At 58.1% G+C, this 17,492-nt stretch carries 19 protein-coding genes and 3 pseudogenes; 8 read left to right on the top strand and 14 right to left on the bottom strand.

Features of this window, described 5'->3' with window-relative positions; genetic code table 11:
- Positions 1-58 precede the first annotated feature (58 nt).
- Genes znuC through zur form a run of 3 tightly spaced genes read left to right on the top strand, consistent with a single transcriptional unit; the run spans position 59 to position 2,194 of the window.
- Complete coding sequence (znuC, locus tag DXT96_RS05310; protein WP_153513730.1) at positions 59-973, top strand: zinc ABC transporter ATP-binding protein ZnuC; 915 nt, start codon at positions 59-61, stop codon at positions 971-973.
- Entirely contained in the window at positions 966-1,784 is an 819-nt protein-coding gene (znuB, locus tag DXT96_RS05305; RefSeq protein ID WP_153513729.1) for a zinc ABC transporter permease subunit ZnuB, read from the top strand. The genes znuC and znuB overlap by 8 nt, the downstream gene beginning before the upstream one ends.
- Positions 1,781-2,194 carry a zinc uptake transcriptional repressor Zur gene (zur, locus tag DXT96_RS05300; protein WP_149897594.1) on the top strand — a complete coding sequence of 138 codons (414 nt, stop codon included), beginning with the start codon at positions 1,781-1,783 and terminating at the stop codon, positions 2,192-2,194. The genes znuB and zur overlap by 4 nt, the downstream gene beginning before the upstream one ends.
- A gap of 38 nt (positions 2,195-2,232) precedes the next feature.
- Here the strand turns inward: zur and DXT96_RS05295 are convergent, their stop codons facing one another.
- Together DXT96_RS05295 and DXT96_RS05290 are read right to left on the bottom strand one after the other, a co-directional pair.
- Positions 2,233-2,766, bottom strand: coding sequence for a gamma carbonic anhydrase family protein (locus DXT96_RS05295; protein ID WP_149897595.1), 534 nt, complete (start codon positions 2,764-2,766; stop codon positions 2,233-2,235).
- 35 nt (positions 2,767-2,801) lie between these two features.
- Positions 2,802-3,491, bottom strand: a complete 690-nt coding sequence (locus tag DXT96_RS05290; RefSeq protein ID WP_153513728.1) for a fumarylacetoacetate hydrolase family protein — start codon at positions 3,489-3,491, stop codon at positions 2,802-2,804.
- 101 nt (positions 3,492-3,592) lie between these two features.
- On the opposite strand from DXT96_RS05290, the pseudogene DXT96_RS27145 reads away from it, so the two are divergent.
- A pseudogene (locus DXT96_RS27145) lies at positions 3,593-4,027 on the top strand (sensor histidine kinase); the annotation flags it as partial.
- 173 nt (positions 4,028-4,200) lie between these two features.
- Here DXT96_RS27145 and DXT96_RS05280 read toward each other — a convergent pair.
- The 7 genes from DXT96_RS05280 to DXT96_RS05250 form a co-directional block, all read right to left on the bottom strand.
- Positions 4,201-4,911, bottom strand: a complete 711-nt coding sequence (locus tag DXT96_RS05280; protein WP_153513727.1) for an anti-sigma factor domain-containing protein — start codon at positions 4,909-4,911, stop codon at positions 4,201-4,203.
- Entirely contained in the window at positions 4,908-5,450 is a 543-nt protein-coding gene (locus DXT96_RS05275; protein ID WP_149898502.1) for a sigma-70 family RNA polymerase sigma factor, read from the bottom strand. Before DXT96_RS05275 ends, DXT96_RS05280 begins: the two co-directional genes overlap by 4 nt.
- Before the next feature lie 131 nt (positions 5,451-5,581).
- The gene (locus DXT96_RS05270) at positions 5,582-6,013 is read right to left on the bottom strand and encodes a DUF2177 family protein (protein WP_149898503.1); all 432 of its coding nucleotides are present in this window, start codon (positions 6,011-6,013) and stop codon (positions 5,582-5,584) included.
- 94 nt (positions 6,014-6,107) lie between these two features.
- On the bottom strand, positions 6,108-6,485 hold the full coding sequence (locus tag DXT96_RS05265) for a DUF2147 domain-containing protein (protein ID WP_153513726.1): 378 nt from the start codon (positions 6,483-6,485) through the stop codon (positions 6,108-6,110).
- A gap of 27 nt (positions 6,486-6,512) precedes the next feature.
- Positions 6,513-7,745 carry a cyclopropane-fatty-acyl-phospholipid synthase family protein gene (locus DXT96_RS05260; RefSeq protein ID WP_153513725.1) on the bottom strand — a complete coding sequence of 411 codons (1,233 nt, stop codon included), beginning with the start codon at positions 7,743-7,745 and terminating at the stop codon, positions 6,513-6,515.
- Positions 7,732-8,550 carry a DUF1365 domain-containing protein gene (locus DXT96_RS05255; RefSeq protein ID WP_153513724.1) on the bottom strand — a complete coding sequence of 273 codons (819 nt, stop codon included), beginning with the start codon at positions 8,548-8,550 and terminating at the stop codon, positions 7,732-7,734. The genes DXT96_RS05260 and DXT96_RS05255 overlap by 14 nt, the downstream gene beginning before the upstream one ends.
- Positions 8,547-9,920 carry an NAD(P)/FAD-dependent oxidoreductase gene (locus DXT96_RS05250; RefSeq protein ID WP_153513723.1) on the bottom strand — a complete coding sequence of 458 codons (1,374 nt, stop codon included), beginning with the start codon at positions 9,918-9,920 and terminating at the stop codon, positions 8,547-8,549. The genes DXT96_RS05255 and DXT96_RS05250 overlap by 4 nt, the downstream gene beginning before the upstream one ends.
- Before the next feature lie 189 nt (positions 9,921-10,109).
- Between DXT96_RS05250 and DXT96_RS05245 the strand changes: the two genes are divergently transcribed.
- The 3 genes from DXT96_RS05245 to DXT96_RS26885 all read left to right on the top strand — a co-directional run bounded on the left by DXT96_RS05245 (position 10,110) and on the right by DXT96_RS26885 (position 12,525).
- On the top strand, positions 10,110-10,898 hold the full coding sequence (locus tag DXT96_RS05245) for a DUF1295 domain-containing protein (protein ID WP_153513722.1): 789 nt from the start codon (positions 10,110-10,112) through the stop codon (positions 10,896-10,898).
- Entirely contained in the window at positions 10,895-11,920 is a 1,026-nt protein-coding gene (locus tag DXT96_RS05240; RefSeq protein WP_153513721.1) for a cyclopropane-fatty-acyl-phospholipid synthase family protein, read from the top strand. Before DXT96_RS05245 ends, DXT96_RS05240 begins: the two co-directional genes overlap by 4 nt.
- Positions 11,921-12,063: 143 nt before the next feature.
- Positions 12,064-12,525: a hypothetical protein gene (locus DXT96_RS26885; RefSeq protein ID WP_174372576.1), complete on the top strand. Its 462-nt coding sequence runs from the start codon at positions 12,064-12,066 to the stop codon at positions 12,523-12,525.
- 370 nt (positions 12,526-12,895) lie between these two features.
- Here the strand turns inward: DXT96_RS26885 and DXT96_RS27360 are convergent, their stop codons facing one another.
- From DXT96_RS27360 to DXT96_RS05220, 4 genes and pseudogenes are all read right to left on the bottom strand, one after another.
- Positions 12,896-13,330, bottom strand: coding sequence for a transposase (locus DXT96_RS27360; protein ID WP_371418811.1), 435 nt, complete (start codon positions 13,328-13,330; stop codon positions 12,896-12,898).
- A pseudogene (locus tag DXT96_RS27355) lies at positions 13,266-13,526 on the bottom strand (transposase); the annotation flags it as partial. The pseudogene DXT96_RS27355 and the gene DXT96_RS27360, both read right to left, overlap by 65 nt.
- A gap of 155 nt (positions 13,527-13,681) precedes the next feature.
- Positions 13,682-13,912, bottom strand: a complete 231-nt coding sequence (locus DXT96_RS27350) for a transposase (RefSeq protein WP_371418810.1) — start codon at positions 13,910-13,912, stop codon at positions 13,682-13,684.
- A 736-nt stretch (positions 13,913-14,648) separates the two neighbouring features.
- Positions 14,649-15,694 (bottom strand): annotated as a pseudogene (locus tag DXT96_RS05220) (tyrosine-type recombinase/integrase).
- A gap of 123 nt (positions 15,695-15,817) precedes the next feature.
- Between DXT96_RS05220 and dusA the strand changes: the two are divergent.
- On the top strand, positions 15,818-16,834 hold the full coding sequence (gene dusA, locus DXT96_RS05215) for a tRNA dihydrouridine(20/20a) synthase DusA (protein ID WP_153513719.1): 1,017 nt from the start codon (positions 15,818-15,820) through the stop codon (positions 16,832-16,834).
- Positions 16,835-16,921: 87 nt separating this feature from the next.
- Here dusA and DXT96_RS05210 read toward each other — a convergent pair whose 3' ends face one another.
- The gene (locus DXT96_RS05210) at positions 16,922-17,446 is read right to left on the bottom strand and encodes a GNAT family N-acetyltransferase (protein WP_153513718.1); all 525 of its coding nucleotides are present in this window, start codon (positions 17,444-17,446) and stop codon (positions 16,922-16,924) included.
- Between the last annotated feature and the right edge of the window lie 46 nt (positions 17,447-17,492).

The raw sequence follows: 17,492 nt of genomic DNA, 5'->3' as shown, positions 1-17,492 counted from the left end.
TGCGTAACTCTATAACGTATGCAATAGCGGTAGGCAACATCGCCGAACGGACAATCCCATGCTTCATTCCGCCCGTCAGGGTAACGATATACTGGTTTCCCTTGCCAATGCCGGCGTGCAGCGCAATGGCCGCTGGCTGGTGCGCGGCGTGGAGTTTTCCGTCAGCAAAGGTGAGATCGTCACGTTGATCGGCCCGAACGGTTCGGGCAAATCCACCAGCGCGAAAATGGCGATCGGCGTCTTGAAACCGAGCGAAGGGGAGGTCTCGCGCATTGCCGGCCTGCGCGTCGGTTATGTGCCGCAGAAGCTTTCGGTGGACTGGACCATGCCGCTTTCGGTGCGCCGGCTGATGACGCTGACCGGGCCGCTGCCCGCGCGCGAGATCGACGCGGCGCTGAATGCGACAGGCATTGCGCATCTTGCCAATGCCGAGGTGCAGCATCTGTCCGGCGGCGAGTTCCAGCGCGCGCTTCTGGCTCGCGCCATCGCCCGCAAGCCCGATCTGCTGGTTCTCGACGAGCCCGTGCAGGGCGTGGATTTCTCCGGCGAGATCGCGCTCTATGATCTGATAAAAAATATCAGAAATTCAAATAATTGCGGAATTTTGTTGATCTCGCATGACCTGCATGTGGTGATGGCGGAAACCGATACCGTGATCTGCCTGAACGGGCATGTCTGCTGCCGGGGAACACCGCAGGCGGTGAGCCAGAGCCCGGAATATATGCGGCTGTTCGGCGGTTCTGCCGCCAAGGCGCTTGCCGTCTACAGCCACCACCACGATCACACCCATTTGCCCGATGGCCGGGTACAGCACTCGGATGGTTCGGTGACCGATCATTGCCATCCTGAAGATGGCCACCATCACGCCCATTCTCACGATCACCATCATGATCACCATGGCGAATGCGGCTGCGGTCATGAACATGGGGACCATGCACCCTCGAACCACGGGCAGGGAGAACGGCATGTTTGACGATTTCTTCGTTCGCGCCATGGTCGCTGGCATCGGCGTTGCTCTCACCGCCGGGCCTCTCGGCTGTTTCGTCGTCTGGCGGCGTATGGCCTATTTCGGGGATACGATGGCCCATTCGGCGCTGCTTGGCGTCGCACTCTCGCTGCTGTTGCAGCTCAACCTCATCATCAGCGTCTTTCTCGTGGCGTCGGCCGTTTCGATCCTGCTGATTTTTCTGCAGCGGCGGCAGGCACTATCGTCTGACGCATTGCTTGGCATCCTGTCCCATTCGGCTCTCGCCATTGGCCTCGTCATTGTCGCCTTCATGAACTGGGTGCGTATCGATCTCGTCTCGTTCCTGTTCGGCGATATTCTTGCCGTCACCCGCAGCGATATCGCCCTGATCTGGGGCGGTGGGCTGGTGGTCGTCGTCTCGATGGTCTTCCTGTGGCGGTCGTTGCTGGCTTCCACCGTCAATACGGAGCTTGCCGAGGCCGAGGGGCTGAACCCGGAACGTGCGAAGTTTATCTTCACACTGTTGATGGCGCTGGTGATCGCCATTGCCATGAAAGTGGTTGGCATCATGCTGATCACCTCGCTGCTGATCATACCGGCGGCGACCGCCAGACGGTTTTCCGCCACGCCGGAGGTGATGGCGGTGGTGGCTTCGCTGATCGGCGCTATCGCCGTTATCGGTGGCCTGTTCGGTTCGCTGACTTACGATACGCCGTCCGGCCCCTCCATCGTGGTTGCCGCGGTGATCCTGTTCGTTATAAGCCTGTTGCCGGCGCCGGGTTTTTCCCGCTCCGCGGATGAAGGAGGCAAGCCATGAATGCGCAAACCCAGCAGAACCTTACCAAAAACCAGTCGCTGGTCATGAATGCCCTGTCAAACGCGCATCAGCCGCTTAGCGCCTATATGATCCTCGACAAGCTGCGGGACGATGGTTTCCGTGCGCCGCTGCAGGTTTATCGGGCTCTGGAAAAGCTGGTGGAATTCGGTCTCGTGCACCGGCTTGAGAGCCTCAACGCTTTCGTCGCCTGCACGCATACTCAAGCCGAATGCTGCTCGCAACACCATGGAACGGTGGCATTTGCCATCTGCGAATCCTGCGGGCAGGTGACCGAGTTCCATGATCACGAGATCGACCACCGCCTTGAGCGCTGGGTGAAGGACAACAAGTTCAAGGCGGAAAAGACCACCATCGAGATTCGCGGTCTCTGCGCCAATTGTGCGTCATAGGTTTTGTTTGCGGGGCGGGCATCGCTGCCCGCCATTGCTCATCCTTCGATAATCGCCAGATCCTTCGAAAAACGCTTCCAGTTTTCAATGTATTTTTCGGCCGAGCGACGCAGGCCGGCGACGGCTTCGTCATCCAGCGTTCGGATGGCCCGCGCCGGCGATCCGACAATCAGTGAATTGTCGGGAAATTCCTTGCCTTCCGTCACCAGCGCATTGGCGCCGACGAGGCAGTTGCGGCCGATCCTCGCACCATTCAGGATCGTCGCGCCCATGCCGATCAGCGAATTGTCGCCGATGCTGCAACCATGCACGATGGCGTGGTGGCCGATGGTGCACATTTCGCCGATGGTGGCAGCAAAGCCGGGATCACTGTGCACCATCGTCCCTTCCTGAATATTGGTGCCGCGCCCGACGCTGATCGGCTCGTTATCGCCGCGCAATGTCGCGCCGAACCAGATGCCGACATCTTCACCGAGCGTCACCGAGCCGATGACATTGGCATCGGGGGCGACCCAGTAACGATCCGCTGCTGGGGTTTGCGGCACCCGGTCGGCGAGGCGGTAAAGCGGCATTCGGTTTCTCCCTCTGGATTATGCGCCGGCAGCGATCAGGCGACTGTGACCGACAGCCTGCCAACACCATCAACGCCACACTCGATGTGATCGCCGCGCACGATCGGACCAACACCTGCCGGCGTCCCGGTCATGATCACATCGCCGGCGGCAAGCGTGAAGAGCTTGGAGAGTTCGGCAATCACTTCCGGCACCTTCCAGATCATCTGAGCAAGATCGCCCGTCTGTTTGCGTTCACCATTGACATCGAGCCAGATTGCGCCGGTGGCGGGATGGCCGATCTTGTCCGCTGGCACGATGGCCGAAACCGGTGCGGAATATTCAAACGCCTTGGCGCCCTCCCAGGAGCGGCCCATCTTCTTCAGCCCGTCCTGCAGGTCACGGCGCGTCATATCGATGCCGACGGCATAACCCCAGACATGGTTCAGCGCCTCGTCCGCCGGAATATCTGCGCCGCCGCTTTTCAGAACCACAACACATTCAACCTCGTAATGCACATTCGACGATAGCGACGGGTAGGGGAAATCACTGCCGGCGGGCAGTAGATTGTCCGGGTTCTTCTGGAAATAAAAGGGTGGTTCGCGCGAGGGATCGTGGCCCATCTCGATGGCATGATCGGCATAATTGCGACCAACGCAATAGACCCGCCGCACGGGGAACATGTCGTCTGTGCCCTCAACGGGCAGGAGAACGGGTTTCGGGGCGGGGATGACGGTGGCGGCCATGGGAATTTCCTGTCGTCTCTTTAAGGTGTAATTCTTGTCCCGCGATTCCGGGCCGATTTCCAGTTGAAAATGCTGTCGAGCGCAAAACTGGCATTTTGCGGTATAATACAGCCAATGTGGGTCTGTATCCCTCGGTTCGTATCTGACCTCCATCTTCAGCGATCTGTTTCAGGCCGTGCCCGGATCTTCCTCCATAACGGTCGAAACAATGTGAGGTTTACCTGAATGCGGACCATGCCGTTGCGCTTGGTGTCATCATAACCGAGCTTCTGACCAATGCGCTTAAGTATGCCTATCCCGGTCAAACGGGTACGGTCCGTGACAGTCTATCCGAACAAAATGGACAATTCTTTCTCGTTGTGGAAGACGATGGCGTCGGTTCGAAGGCAGAATCAAAACCCCGCGGCACCGGCCTTGGCACGAAGCTCATCATGGCGATGGCGCAGAATATCGGCGCTCGCGTTGAGCAAACGCGTACGCATCCGGATTTGGGGAAGGGAACCCGTTTCGCTATGACGTGGGATGAGAAGTCGTAACTCGTAGAGCCACGTATATTGGCGGTGTAGGTGCAAGGGATTGATTGACCCCTCTATTTTCCTGTTGCTAGTTGGCTGCAGGAAGCTGACTGATCTTTCAGCCTATGAGAACCCAGCATGGGATTGAGGCTGGCAGGTTCTTCTGCATCACTCCCAACTATCGATTGATAACCTCACAGGTGACGCGCGCTGCCGACGGCGATGACGGGACCGGTCGCCTGACCGGTCGGTGAGCCGCCAAAGGGCTCGACGCTGATCGCAAAGGTGGTGCCTTCGCTGATATTGCCGCGCATATCGGCGGGAATGATCAGATCGCCATTTGCGCCGGGCTGGAAGACGCCGAGCGAGCGGGTCTTGCCGCCATCCATCACGAGCCACAACTCCAGAGATTTCTCGTCGGTCTTGCCGGTTGCGACAGGAACGATGCGCATCCGTCCCGATTCCGCATCGTAGGAGGCAAGCAGGTTGACCTGACTGTCGGTTGTCGCGAGTTCGGCCACCAGCGGTGTGGTTTCCTGCCATCTCTCGGGAAATGCGGCGTAGACGACCGCCGCTACGGCAGTCGCGCTGGTGGCGACCGATATCCACCGCCAGAAGGATGCCGAACTCCACAGGCTGCCATTGGTATTGATATGCCTGGCGCCGAACAGACGCTCCTCGATGCGGGCAAGAATGGTCGCGCTCGGCACCTGTTCCTGGTAATCGGCATTGAAGTCGGAGAATTCCGCCTCCCAGCGCTGGACGAGCTGGGCGAAGGCTTTGTCGTTCTCCATGCGCCGCTCGAGTTCGCGACGCTTTTCGACCGACAGCACGCCAAGCACATATTCGCCGGCGAGGATTTCGTCGCGCGAATGCATGCCGTCGCTGTGTTCGCCCGTCGTCATCGTTGCATGCACTCTCTGAGTTTGAGAAGGCTGCGTCTCAGCCAGGTTCTGATCGTGTTGAGCGGCACCCGCAATTCCTCGGCGAGTTCGATATAGCTCAAGCCTTCCACATAGGCCCGGCGTACCGCCTGCGCGTGAACCGTTTCCAGTTCCCGCATGCAATTGTCGATCCGGCGACCCTCGTCGGCCAGCACGATCTGCTGCTCCGGATTGCGGATGCTGTCGTCGGCGATGTCATAGGCGTCGTCGATGTCGTCGTTGAGGGGCTTGCGCGCCCTGATCGTATCGATCGCATGGTTGCGGGCGATGGCGGCAAGCCATGTTGCGGGCTTGCCGGCGCTTGCGGCAAATGTGCGGGCGCGCTGCCAGACCTTGATGTAGATTTCCTGCAGCGCCTCTTCGGCTTCGGTCCTGTCACGCAGGATTTTCAGGCAGATCGCGAAAAGCTTCGGACTGGTTGCCTGATAGAGCGAGACGAATGCTGAACGATCACCCATGCCGACACGGTTGATTAGGCTTGCGATCTCTGTGCCCTGCATTCGAACCTTCCTTGCTGCGCTTCCTTTATAAGGTCGTCCTTCACACGAAGACAAGGGATGAGGAAGAGGAAGTTCATGATGTGGGGGCCACAGGAGGGCCCCACTTACGCCGTAGCCGAGAGGAAGCGTCGTCATGATATGCCCGCCGAATTTTCCAGTGGGCCGAGGAGGCGCACCGTGACGAGATAGCCGATGATGGCCGCAGCTGCGGAAACGAAGGTTCCCCAAAGAAGATCGGCGATGGTGAGGGTGGTTGGCCAGTTCTTCAACGTGGCCTGATTGGTCAGATCATAGGTCGCGTAGGCCATGAAGCCGACAATCGCGCCGTAAAGCAGCGCCGTCGTCCATTCACCGGAAAGCAGGGCGGGGCGCACGGCGAGAAAGGTGAGGCCGCCAGCGTAGATGAGATAGAAGACGACCGCTGGAGCGAGCCGGAAATTTTCCGCCAGAAGATCGCCGATGGCCGGGCGGTAAAGACGCGACGCCATGGTGCTCAGCCAGATGAAATCGATCACCAGAAAGGCGACGAGCGTGAAAAAATAGGCTGCGAAATAGGTCTTCATCGGTGTTTTCCTTTGCCGGGCATTGAGAAGACGGCGAGTGTTTTTTCGTTCGGAAGACAATGGAACTAATGGATGGAACGGCGCGTGATCTGCGCTAGTCGATCCGGGTCCAGCTTATGCCCTTGCACAGAAGGCCGGCGACGATACAGCCCTTCGTGGTCATGTTATTGCCGGAAAGTGTCACCGTTATCCTGTAGGATTTGTCCCGCTGAGGATCAAAGGCGGTGCCGGAATAGATGCCCGCTTCGCTCTGCTTGATGTCCATGATCAGGCGGTCGCCGGTCTTTTCCTTCGGCGTGCCGGGTTTGATCCAGGTGTTTGTGGCGCATATTTTTTCACCACACGGCGCGATCAGCACTTTTGCCTTGCCGTCGCCACGCACCCAGTTACCGTCGATCTCCGCCGCTGTCGCGCTGGCGCCGACCAGCATCGGGGACAGGGCAGATACAATTGCCAATCTAATGATTATCATTGTCTTTCTCCACCTGTTAGCCCCGCCTCATCGATGTTCTATCGTGTACAAGCCGACATTTATGGTCCCTTCGGCAAAACCTGCTTCGCAATAGCAGAGGTAATAATCCCAGAGCCGCCGGAAGCGGTCGTCGAAACCAAGCAGGGAAATCGTCTGCCATCGGGCATGAAAACGCTGGCGCCATTCCGAAAGCGTGAGCGCATAGGACTGGCCAAAAAGTTCTGTCTCCGTGAGCTTCAGGCCGGCTTGCCCGACGGCTTTTTCGAGCGCTGAATCGGAGGGCAGGAACCCACCGGGAAAGACGTATTTCTGAATGAAATCTGTCTTGCGCCGATATGTATCGAAGCGGTTTTCCTCGATGGAGATGATTTGCAGCACCGCACGTCCGCCGGGTTTCAGGCAGCGTTTCAATGTTTCGAAATAACTTGGCCAGTAGGCTTCACCGACCGCTTCAAACATTTCAACGGAGACGATATTGTCGAATTGGCCGGTCACATCGCGGTAATCCTGCAATCTGAGATCGATCCGGCCGGCCTTGCCTTCTTTTTCCGCCGCGTTTTTCGCCCAGCTCAACTGGGAGGGCGATAGGGTGATGCCGGTCACGCTGGCATTGTGCTGCGTGGCGAGGTGGATGGCGAGCGCACCCCAGCCGCAGCCGATTTCCAGGACGCTTTTGTTGTCGGTTAGTTGGAGTTTCTCCGCAATGCATTCGAGTTTCTTGCGTTGAGCGGCCTCAAGGCTGGGTGTGGTGCCGTCAAAAATCGCCGACGAATAGAGCATCGAAGGATCGAGCCATTGCCGGTAGAACTCGTTGCCGAGATCGTAATGCGCCTCGATGTTGCGGCGGCTGCCGCGTCTGGTATTGGCATTCAGCCCGTGTGCAAGCCGGTTGATGAGGCGCATGGGCAGGCTGCCGCGCATCGACCTTGCAAATGCGTCGCGATTTTGAGCGGCGAAACGGATGAGCGCCGTCAGATCAGGCGTAGACCAGTCATTCTCGATGAAGCCTTCCGCGAAGCCGATATCGCCGTTGACGAGCATCCGGCGAATTGCCCGCCAGTTATGCAGCACGATAACGGCGTGACTGCCTTCAGACCCACCCGATTTTTCGATGGTTCCGCCGCCGGGAAGGACGACGCACAGCTGGCCCCGCTCGATATTGTTCAGCAGCCGGTTGATGAGCCATATCCCCATGCCTATGCGGCCGTTGAGGCGGGTATTCTGTGCCGGCAATTGGGAGAGATTTTCAAACGGGGTCATGAATTCTGGCCTCGATTTGCGACGATGAAGGGGGAACGAAAGAGATGGGATCGACTGGTGGCAGCGGACGCTTTCTAAACCGCACGCCCTTCAGCCAGATTTGCAGGGCTTCCCAGTGAATGCCGAGAACGACTTTCAGCGTGAGGAAGGGGATGGTGACGAAGGCTTTCAGGAGCGCGCCATCGGTCAGCTCGACCCTTCGGGCAAGATGTCGGGCCGTCAGGACGGCACCGTCGTCGTCGAAAGTTTCAATGACGATCTTCAGCCTGTCACTCGGCGGGATGACGCGGAAAACATAGTGGAGGTCCATGTCCATGAAGGGCGAAACATAAAAGGCCTTGTCGCATCGCTGGACGATCTCTGTTCCCGTGCCGGCCTCCACCGGGATCAGATAGCAGTGTCGTTGGCCGAAGGTGTTATCGACCTCCCAGAGAATGGCTTTGAGCGACATGTCGCGCCCATGGCAGAAGAACACGCTGAGCGGGTTGAAGGCCCAGCCAAGCAGGCGCGGCATGGTGAGCAGGCGAATGGGCCCTCCATCGACGGCGATGCCTGCCGCCGCCATGGCGGTCTCTATTTGCTGGCGCAGCCCGATCGTGCTGCCGTTGCCGCGATCCTTGCGATGAAATGAAAACAGGTTGAAACGGTCTACGGAGAAAAACCGTAATTTCCGGTTGAGCGTCTCCAACTCATCGAGATCGAGAAGCAGCGAATAAATCCGGTAGTCCAGCTTGTGGGTTTTCGGCTTGAAGCGCGCATGGGTCACGTGGCCAGGGAAAAGCGCTGAGTTAAGGGGAGGGGTCATGCCGTCGCCTCCATGAGTTGTGTGCCTGTCGCAATCGTCGCCAAATCCAGGCGGATGATCCGGCCGCTGTCGTCGGCAACCTTCCAGGGGCGGGACACGCCGCCAAGATCTTCGGCGACGGCAAGGCCTGCCTGAAGACCGTCTTCATGAAAACCAGAGCCGAAATAGGCGCCGCAGAACCAGGTGTTTCGCAGGCCCTGCAAGGCCCACAGTTCCTGACGCATCTGTTCGGTGCCAGCGTCGAAAACCGGGTGGTGATAGGTTTCCTCGGCGATGATTCTTCCTTGATCCGGTTCCCGCGTCGGGTTCAGCGTTACGAAAATGTCCTGGGTTTCGCCCAGCGGCTGAAGCCTGTTCATCCAGTAGGTGATGCTCGGCTGGCCCGCTTCAATGCGCGTGTCCGCCACATAGTTCCAGCTTGACCATGCAGCGCGCCGGCGCGGCATGAAACTGCTGTCGGTGTGAAGCACAGCGCGGTTTTGGGTGTAGGTAAAAGCGCCGAGAATGCGCCGTTCGGCACGCGTTGCATCCACGAGCATATCGAGCGCCTGATCCGCATGGGTTGCGATCACCACGTCATCGAAGCGCGCGACTTCGCCGTCCACAGTGGTGATTTCGATCCCGTCCGGCAGGCGGTGGATGCGCGTCACCGGCGTCGAGAGGCGAATCCGATCCGCAAACGGCGCGGTGATGCGTTTTACATATTCGCGTGCGCCGCCGACGACGGTGCGCCAGACTGGCCGATTGCGCAGCAACAGCAGACCGTGATTGCGGCAAAATTTGATGAAATGCGCTGCCGGATAACGGCCGACCTCCATGGCTGGCGTGGACCATATGGCCGCGGCCATGGGGTAGAGATGATCGTTGCGGAACGCCGCCCCGTAATGGTTGCGCGTGAGATAGTCGTCGAGAGACACGTCTCCCATCACATGCAGGTCTCGCGGAGCGTTGCGGTAAAACCGCAGCAGGTCCGCCAGCATCGACCAGAAACGTGGTCGCAGCGCATTTCTCTTTTGTGCCAGCAGGCCAAGACCGGTTCCGCCGGAATATTCAAAGCCGCCATTGTTAAGGGAAACGGCGAAAGACATGTTGGAGGCTGCGGTCGGCACGTCCAGTGTTTGAAGAAGCGCGGTGAGATTGGGATAGGTCCATTCGTTATAAACGATGAAGCCGGTATCGACATGAACCGACCCATTATCCGTATCGAATGTTACCGTGTTGGTGTGACCGCCGATGCGATCCGCCGCCTCGAAGACCGTGACATCGTGCCGCTGCGACAATAGCCAGGCTGCCGACAGGCCGGAAATTCCCGTTCCCACGATGGCGATGCGGCGCCGGCTTTCTCTTGGTGTTGCTTCGGTGTCGGTCATCTATCCTCACTATCGCATTACAGAAATTTGCCTTGGGACAGCGCAGATACGAGGCAACCCTCTGATAAGTTTCAGCGGCCGACGGTTTTTAGATTTTTTTCCGAACCCTGAAACTCTTTTGCCGGTCCGGGCGTATTTCTCATCACGACACCCGGCCTCGATCTGTTCAAAACGGTGAGCGAAGTAGTGATGTTTTCTGTGATCCTGATGCTTGCCATTCTCATGTCGCTCCTGATGGCCGGAGCGTGGGCATTGCAGAGAGCAACCGGTTCCAGCGGCTGGATCGACACCGTCTGGTCGGCGAGCGTCGGGTTTGGCGGCGTTTTGGCTGTTTTGTTGGCGGAGGGTGACGGCGGGCGGCGCGCCATCGTATTCTTCCTTATTGCCGTCTGGTCCCTGCGGCTTGCCGGCCATATCGGACTGCGCACGCGGGGCGGCGGGGAAGATCCCCGTTATGCAAAGTTCATCGAAAAATGGGGCAGCGCGGCCTCCTTTCGGCTTTTCATCTTCCTCCAGATACAGGCCGCCGCCGCCTTCGTGCTTGTTCTGGCGGTTTATCTTGCCGCCGGCAACGGCCAGGTTTTTCCGCGTGTCATCGATCTCCTTGCCACCATGATTGCCGTCGCTGCGTTGGCAGGGGAAGCCCTCTCGGATGCTCAGCTTTCGAAATTCAGGAAAACTCCTGAAGCAAAAACCGGCGTCTGCGAAACCGGTCTTTGGCGTTATTCCCGCCACCCCAATTATTTCTTCGAATGGCTTTTCTGGTGCAGTTTGCCGCTGCTGGCCGTTCAGACGAACGCCTTGTCATGGGCCTCGCTCGCCGCACCCGTCATGATGTACTGGCTGCTCGTCCACGTCTCCGGCATTCCGCCGCTTGAAGAGCACATGCTGAACTCGCGCGGGGAAAAATTCCGTGCCTTGCAACGTCGCGTCAACGCCTTCTTTCCAGGGCCGCGCAAGAACGAGGAAACGCCATGAACATGCTCGCCTTTGCCATCAATGCCGCAGAACGTGCGCCGCTCAACGACAGCGTCACACTCGCCGGGATAGATATGCTCTGCGCCAGAACGAAACGACGGCTTGCCCGTATTCCCGCAGCGGCGGAGCTGGATTTCGCTGCCGATATGGCAAAATTTCCCGTAGCCAGCCATACCGATGAGGCGAACAGGCAGCACTATGAGGTTCCGGCAGAGTTTTTTGCGCTCGTTCTGGGCGCGCAGCGCAAGTATTCCTGCTGTTATTATCCCGATGCCACGACGACGCTCGATGAGGCGGAGACTGCCGCGCTGGCCGAGACCGTTGCCCATGCCGGATTGCAGGATGGTATGGACATTCTCGAACTCGGCTGCGGCTGGGGCTCGCTTTCCCTTTATATGGCAGGCCGCTTTCCCAATGCGCGGATCACGTCCGTTTCGAATTCCGCATCGCAACGCGAATATATCATCGGCTGCGCTCGGGCACGGGGGTTCTCGAACCTGTCGGTGGTGACCGCCGATATGAATGATTTCACCTCCGGCGCGCGTTTCGATCGCGTCGTCTCGGTGGAAATGTTCGAACACATGTCCAACTGGCGCGCATTGTTCGAGCGTGTTCATTCATGGCTGAAGCCGGGCGGCCGGTTTTTCCTGCACGTCTTCAATCATCGTAGCCGGTCTTACCGTTTTGACCACAATAATCCGGCAGACTGGATCGCGCAGCATTTCTTCACCGGCGGCATCATGCCCGCCTTCGACCTTCCGCATCGTTTCGACACGCTTTTCACCGTCGAACGGGAATGGCGCTGGTCGGGATCGCATTATCGTCGGACAGCGCTCGACTGGCTGGCGAATTTCGACCGGGAGATCGTGCTTGTACGACCGATCCTGCAGCGGGTTTATGGCGTTGATGCCCGATTGTGGGAACGGCGTTGGCGATTGTTCTTTCTGGCAACGGCGGGGCTTTTCGGGCATCAGGATGGTGAGGTTTGGGGCGTCGGGCACTACGTTCTGATGCCCAACTAAGCTTAAAACGTCAGCTGAAAACAGAGTTTACCCATTTGGACCACGTTTGAGCTGACAAAATTTGCGGAATTAGGTGGCAACTGCCACCAGACTTCCTGCCGCTGAACGCATAGGATCGCTGCGATCCTATGGAGCGGTTGAGCATGGTTCTTATCGTTGATGAACTGAAGAGAAAGCAGGGGGAGATCGGCCTTCGCATCGGTGAATTGCGGGCGCAGATCATCTTGCTGGAGCAGCAGCAGGCAGCATTCGATGTCGTCATTCGGTCCTATGATCCGGATCATGCGCCCTTGATCGAGAAGGGATCCGCCCGCCGTCGACGCAAGCTGGATGGTGTCGACAAGGGGAGCATCTCCATGCTCTTCAAAGGCTTTGATCGCCGTGGTTTCGTTTTGCGGACACTCCGAGAGGCGGGACGGCCGATCACGACAGCGGACTTCGCTGTGGCCTTCGCCCGCGAGAACGGCCTCGGCGAAGACGACGCAAGGCTTGGCCTCATCGGCAACCGTTTCTCCCAGATGCTGGATCAGCTTGCCAAGGCTGATCGGGTGCGCCGGGCGGGGAAGATCGACGGGCAGCGGCATTTATGGGAGGTTGCCGCATAGCATGGGGACAGCGTACCCGGCATTGATCCTCATGCTGACGAAGCGTAAAATGTAGATGTCGTTGCCGAGGAGAATATTAAAAGATGAGATCTGCACCCAGCAATGCAGATCAGATAGTAAAAGTTCTCCAGGGCGGCGACGCCCTGAGGCGCGTTCGGATCGTTGAACGATCTTATGGTGTGTACGTTCTCCGACCGGAAGAATGGTATCAAAACGTGTTCGAAGGGGAGATCGTCGCCGAAGGTTGGAAGCCCATACATGGCGATTTCGGACTATTCGGAAGCGCCGACTTGGCCGAGAGTGAAGCGATCGCCAGCTTTGATTGGCTACTAGATTCACCATGCCCTACGGCCTAGCGGCCCCTCTGTAGTCACCGCCACTGGCGCTCCGGGTTCTCCCCGCCCTCCCAAACAAGGTCGGGTGGGTGGTTGCCCTGCCAATATCCGCATAGGTTTCTCGACGTTGGCCTTGAGGGCGCCTTGTAGAGCATGCCCCGGAGCTGAAGGCCGTTGTCGACACGACGATTGTCCTCGCGCCAGGCGATTTCGGCCGCGTACCAGTCGAAGTAGCGTACCGAGAAGCGATGGTGGATGCCGATATAGGCACGCTGGATGCGGCTGAAGAAGCTCTCGACGTGGTTCGTGTTGACCCCCGCCTTCTGCCTGGTATTCTTTGCTGTGATTGACCCGGTGCAGTTCCTGCAGGCCTTCAAGATCGTCGTAGCTGAAGTGCTCGTCCGCGTGCAGCCGTGAACCCTTTCGAACGTGCTTCTTGACCATCTCCCACGCCTCGTCGGAGTCTTCACTCCGGATGACGCGCGATAGGGTCTGCTCGCGCCCACGGCGGAAAGGCGTCTTCTCACGCAACGTCAGGATGGTCAGGCGCTTGAAGTTCTGGTTCTCGGCACGACGCCGATCGACGCGATCCTCCTTTCGATTCTCCGGCTTAATGTGGCCGCCCGCGTACTTGCCGTCGATATGAATCTCGCCCTCCAGTATCATTCGGAAGCGCCGCGTCGAAATCGCCTCACCCATCTTCATCAGCAGCACCCATGCGGTTTTTTACTGGATGCCCAGCTCGCGGGAGAGCTGGAGAGCGCTCTTGCCTTTAACCGAATTCACCGAGAACCAGAGTCCCGCCAGAATGTCCCGGAAGCTCATCTTCCGGAACACGAAGACCGTTCCGGCGTGACCGAGAACTCGCGGCGACAAGCCTGGCACTTGAAACGGCGACGTCGGATCTCCCAGCAGTTCGAATGCGCGCAGCGGACGCAGGTCGGCCTGCCTTCGGTATCCGGCCAGCGGATGAAGCAGAAAGCCTTGTACGACCGCTCTTCGTCGAAGGTGCGAAGGTTCCTAAGCGTGAAGGTCTGGCAATAGGGTGACAGCAGGAAGTGCTGGTTGCCCCAATATTTCCACCCTCCGAAGTGCCTCCAGTTCAGAGGAGATGGAGGTCTGCGGCGAAATGGTGGCGGGCAGATTGGTCGGCATGTTCGATCCCTTGATGATTACGCGATACGACAGGGCCTCGCCGGAGGTCGGCGAGCGGAAAATCAGCGTTGTCGTATGTCTATGGGTCTGAACATGCTTCGGTTCGTACCAAGGTCCAGCAAGAGAGTCGATCGGATTCTTTTCGGGATGGATGGATCACTGGCAGCGGAGCTGCCCTAACATCACGAAAGGCGAGTCTGTCGAGGGCGTCGTAGTCCCACTCTGAAGGGCTGGTGGCAGTTGCTACCCAATTCCGAAAATTTGCCTTTTTCGCATCGGGTGCTGGTGTGTTGATTTAAGAGGGGGCGCGGTAGTTGCCTTTGAAACCTCGCTAGTTGAAATCCGGCTCACTGACTTCGTCCCTGTGTCTTCGCGTAACGCTACTCGCGCCGCTGGCTCTCGCTCCCACATCTCAAATTCGTCCTCACAAAGGTCGACCGCCAACCCGTTGATTTCGTCAAGCTTCGTGTCTATCGCTCGCTTGTCTCATTTCCTTGCGCCTGGATGGTAGGCGGCATCTTGCGAGTTAGATTCAGTGCTCCCAAGGTAAGCAGCCGCTTCTTTTCGGCCGATGAAGGGATCATATCTCCGGCCTTACCGGATGATCCCTCAAGTCTACATATACAAGCACTCTTAGTTATCCGTCACCGTTTTTAGCCACTTCCACCCGGCGAACTTATCGCCCTTCTCCCTGATATGCGTGTATCTTTTTAGACTGTTCCAATTACGATGGCCCGATACGCTGGCGGCGAGTCGGATCGTCTTACCCATCTCGAACAGGCGGGGAATCCCTTCGTGATGCAGGTCGTGGAAATGCAAGTCTTCGATCTCAAGGAAACGGCAAGCGCGGGTGAAGGCTGCGCCAACCCCGGCAGTGCCGTAGGGGAATATCCGCGGCCCAGTCTTCGGCATAGCTTTGATGATCTGCATTGCCTCTGGCGGAAGCTCGCACCACACGTCATTATCCTTTTTCTGTCCAGGATGCCTGAGGTCCCGGACGAGTATGCGGCTGTGAGGCTCATCTAGATATTCCCATTCTATCCGGACTATCTCTTCCTGCCTGCGTGTCGAGTAGATTGCGAACGCGACCACCCGATCCATGCGTGAGACATGTAGCGTCGCCAAATTTCGGGTGGTGAAGTAATTCATGATCCTGTCGAGCTGGGGGGTAGGGCGGTGCGACCGGCTCTCAGAATTGGCGATGGCGTTCAGCTTACGAAGGACCGTCTGCGCATCCCGCATGGCGACGGGATCAAGCGGCATACCCCACGCCGGCCGAGCGATCGAAAATATGGAGGACAGATGCGGCTTACGGCCTTCGGCCAGTTGGGTGGCAAATGTCACGATATCATCGCTTCGGATATCTGCGCAATCCATCGTGGCAATCTTGAAGGTTTTGATCGTTCTGAGCACCTGCTCTTGGTGGCTCCCATCATTCCTTTCTCTTTGACGTACCGATCAATGGCGTCCGCTAAGGTGAAGCGGTCCGCATTCAACCGCTCCAGCGCGCTAGGTTTGTCGATATCGGTCTCGCGAAATCGAACCCACGCCTCCGCCTCGCGCTTTCGATCGAAAGTCTTGGCCTCCCTGAAAACTATACGGCCGCCTTTTTTTCTGAGGATCTGCGCGGTATAACCAAGCGATCCGTCTTTTCGTTTTCTCGCGGTGATGGTGCTCATCGGTTCAATATTCCTCTCTCGGTACGACATCGTCATACTTGACTATAAAATTGGGTGGAACAGCGTGGAAAAAGTAGGACGAAACAAGATGAAAAACGACATCAATATAACGGGTATAAAATATTGAATTTATACGAAAAATCAATAAAATCAGGGGTTAAGATTTTTTCCGTGGCCCCCATGATCGACTGGACCGACACGAGGTGCAGGTTTCTGCACCGGCAATTGTCGAAGCGTGCGCTGCTGTTTACCGAAATGATCGTTGCCGACGCCATCATCCACGGCCAGCGCGACAGGCTGCTCGGTTACCATCCACAGGAACATCCCGTTGCGCTACAGCTTGGCGGATCCGACCCCGCCAAGCTTGCCGAGGCGGTGCGGATTGCCGGGGATTACGGCTATGATGAAATCAACCTCAATGTCGGCTGCCCTTCGGACCGGGTGCAATCCGGCACTTTCGGCGCCTGCCTGATGCGCGAGCCCGAAGTCGTGGCGCAGTGCGTTTCGGCGATGAAGGCGGTTGCGACTGTGCCGGTGACTGTCAAATGCCGCATCGGGGTGGATGATCAGGAGCCGGAATCGGTGTTGCCGGATTTTCTGGCGCGTGTTGTCGCGGCCGGCGCGGATGCCGTGTGGATCCATGCGCGCAAAGCCTGGCTGCAAGGGCTCTCGCCGAAGGAAAACCGCGAGGTGCCGCCGCTCGATTATGATCTCGTCTATCGCATGAAACGGGAAAATCCCGACGTCTTCGTCGGTATCAATGGCGGAATCGCCGATCTCGATCAGGCTTGCGATCATCTGCAGCATATGGATGGTGTCATGCTTGGCCGTGCTGCCTACCACAACACATCCATCCTCGCCGATGTGGATCACCGCATCTATGGCGAAGAGGCCCCGCAATACGACTGGATGGGGTTGCGCGACGCCATGATGGCCTATGCCGTCGATTATATTGCCGCGGGCGGGCGTCTCAACCACGTTACCCGCCACATGGTCGGTCTGTTTCAGGGCATGCCGGGCGCGCGCCGTTTCCGGCAAATTCTCTCCAGCGATGCCACCCGGCCGGGGGCAGGGCCGGAGGTGATCGAGGCGGCTTTTGCTGCGATCGATTTCAATCCGACAAAAGAACTGGCGGGCTGAAGGCTGGAAACGGCCTTCTTACGATTTTCATGCCGCTTAGCGACCGGGGTATCGCGAGAAATTCCGCAGCCGGGATCGGGTAATCTCTCAAGGGACGATCCAGACCAGCCCGTGCCATTCCCTCCCGGTATCGCCAGTCATGCAGAAATCGAGTGATGGTTTGCGGATCAGGCCGAGGCGCGACATGACGGCCCGGGAGCGGAAATTATCGGAGCTTGTATAAGCGACGATCCCAGCTATTCCTTTGAAATCGTTCGCATGCGCCAAGGCGGCTTTTGCGCTTTCGGTCGCATAACCTTTTCCCCACGCCTGCCTTATGAAACGCCAGCCGATTTCGTGGTGCGGGCCGAGCGGATGGTCTTCGGAGAGGCGTGGCATAACGCCTGCATAACCGAGAAACAGGCCATCGGGATTTTCAACCGCCCAGCGGGCGATGCCCTGTTCGCGCTGCGCCCTGCGATAACGCTCGAATTTTTCCCTGCTCCGCGCCTCGTCCGCCGGCCCGCCCTGATCGGCCATCACCTGCGGATCGGTCTGCATTGCAGCGAAGGCGTCAAAATGATCGTCCCGCCAATGGCGCAGGCGTAAACGTTCCGTCTCGATCATATCCATTCCCGCTCAACCTTCTAAAGACGACAGCCCTTTGCCGACGAAACGT

The sequence above is a fragment of the Agrobacterium sp. ICMP 6402 genome, assembly GCF_009498615.1.
GTDB classification, from domain to species: domain Bacteria; phylum Pseudomonadota; class Alphaproteobacteria; order Rhizobiales; family Rhizobiaceae; genus Agrobacterium; species Agrobacterium burrii.
This window is presented reverse-complemented; position numbering and strand designations above follow the sequence as displayed.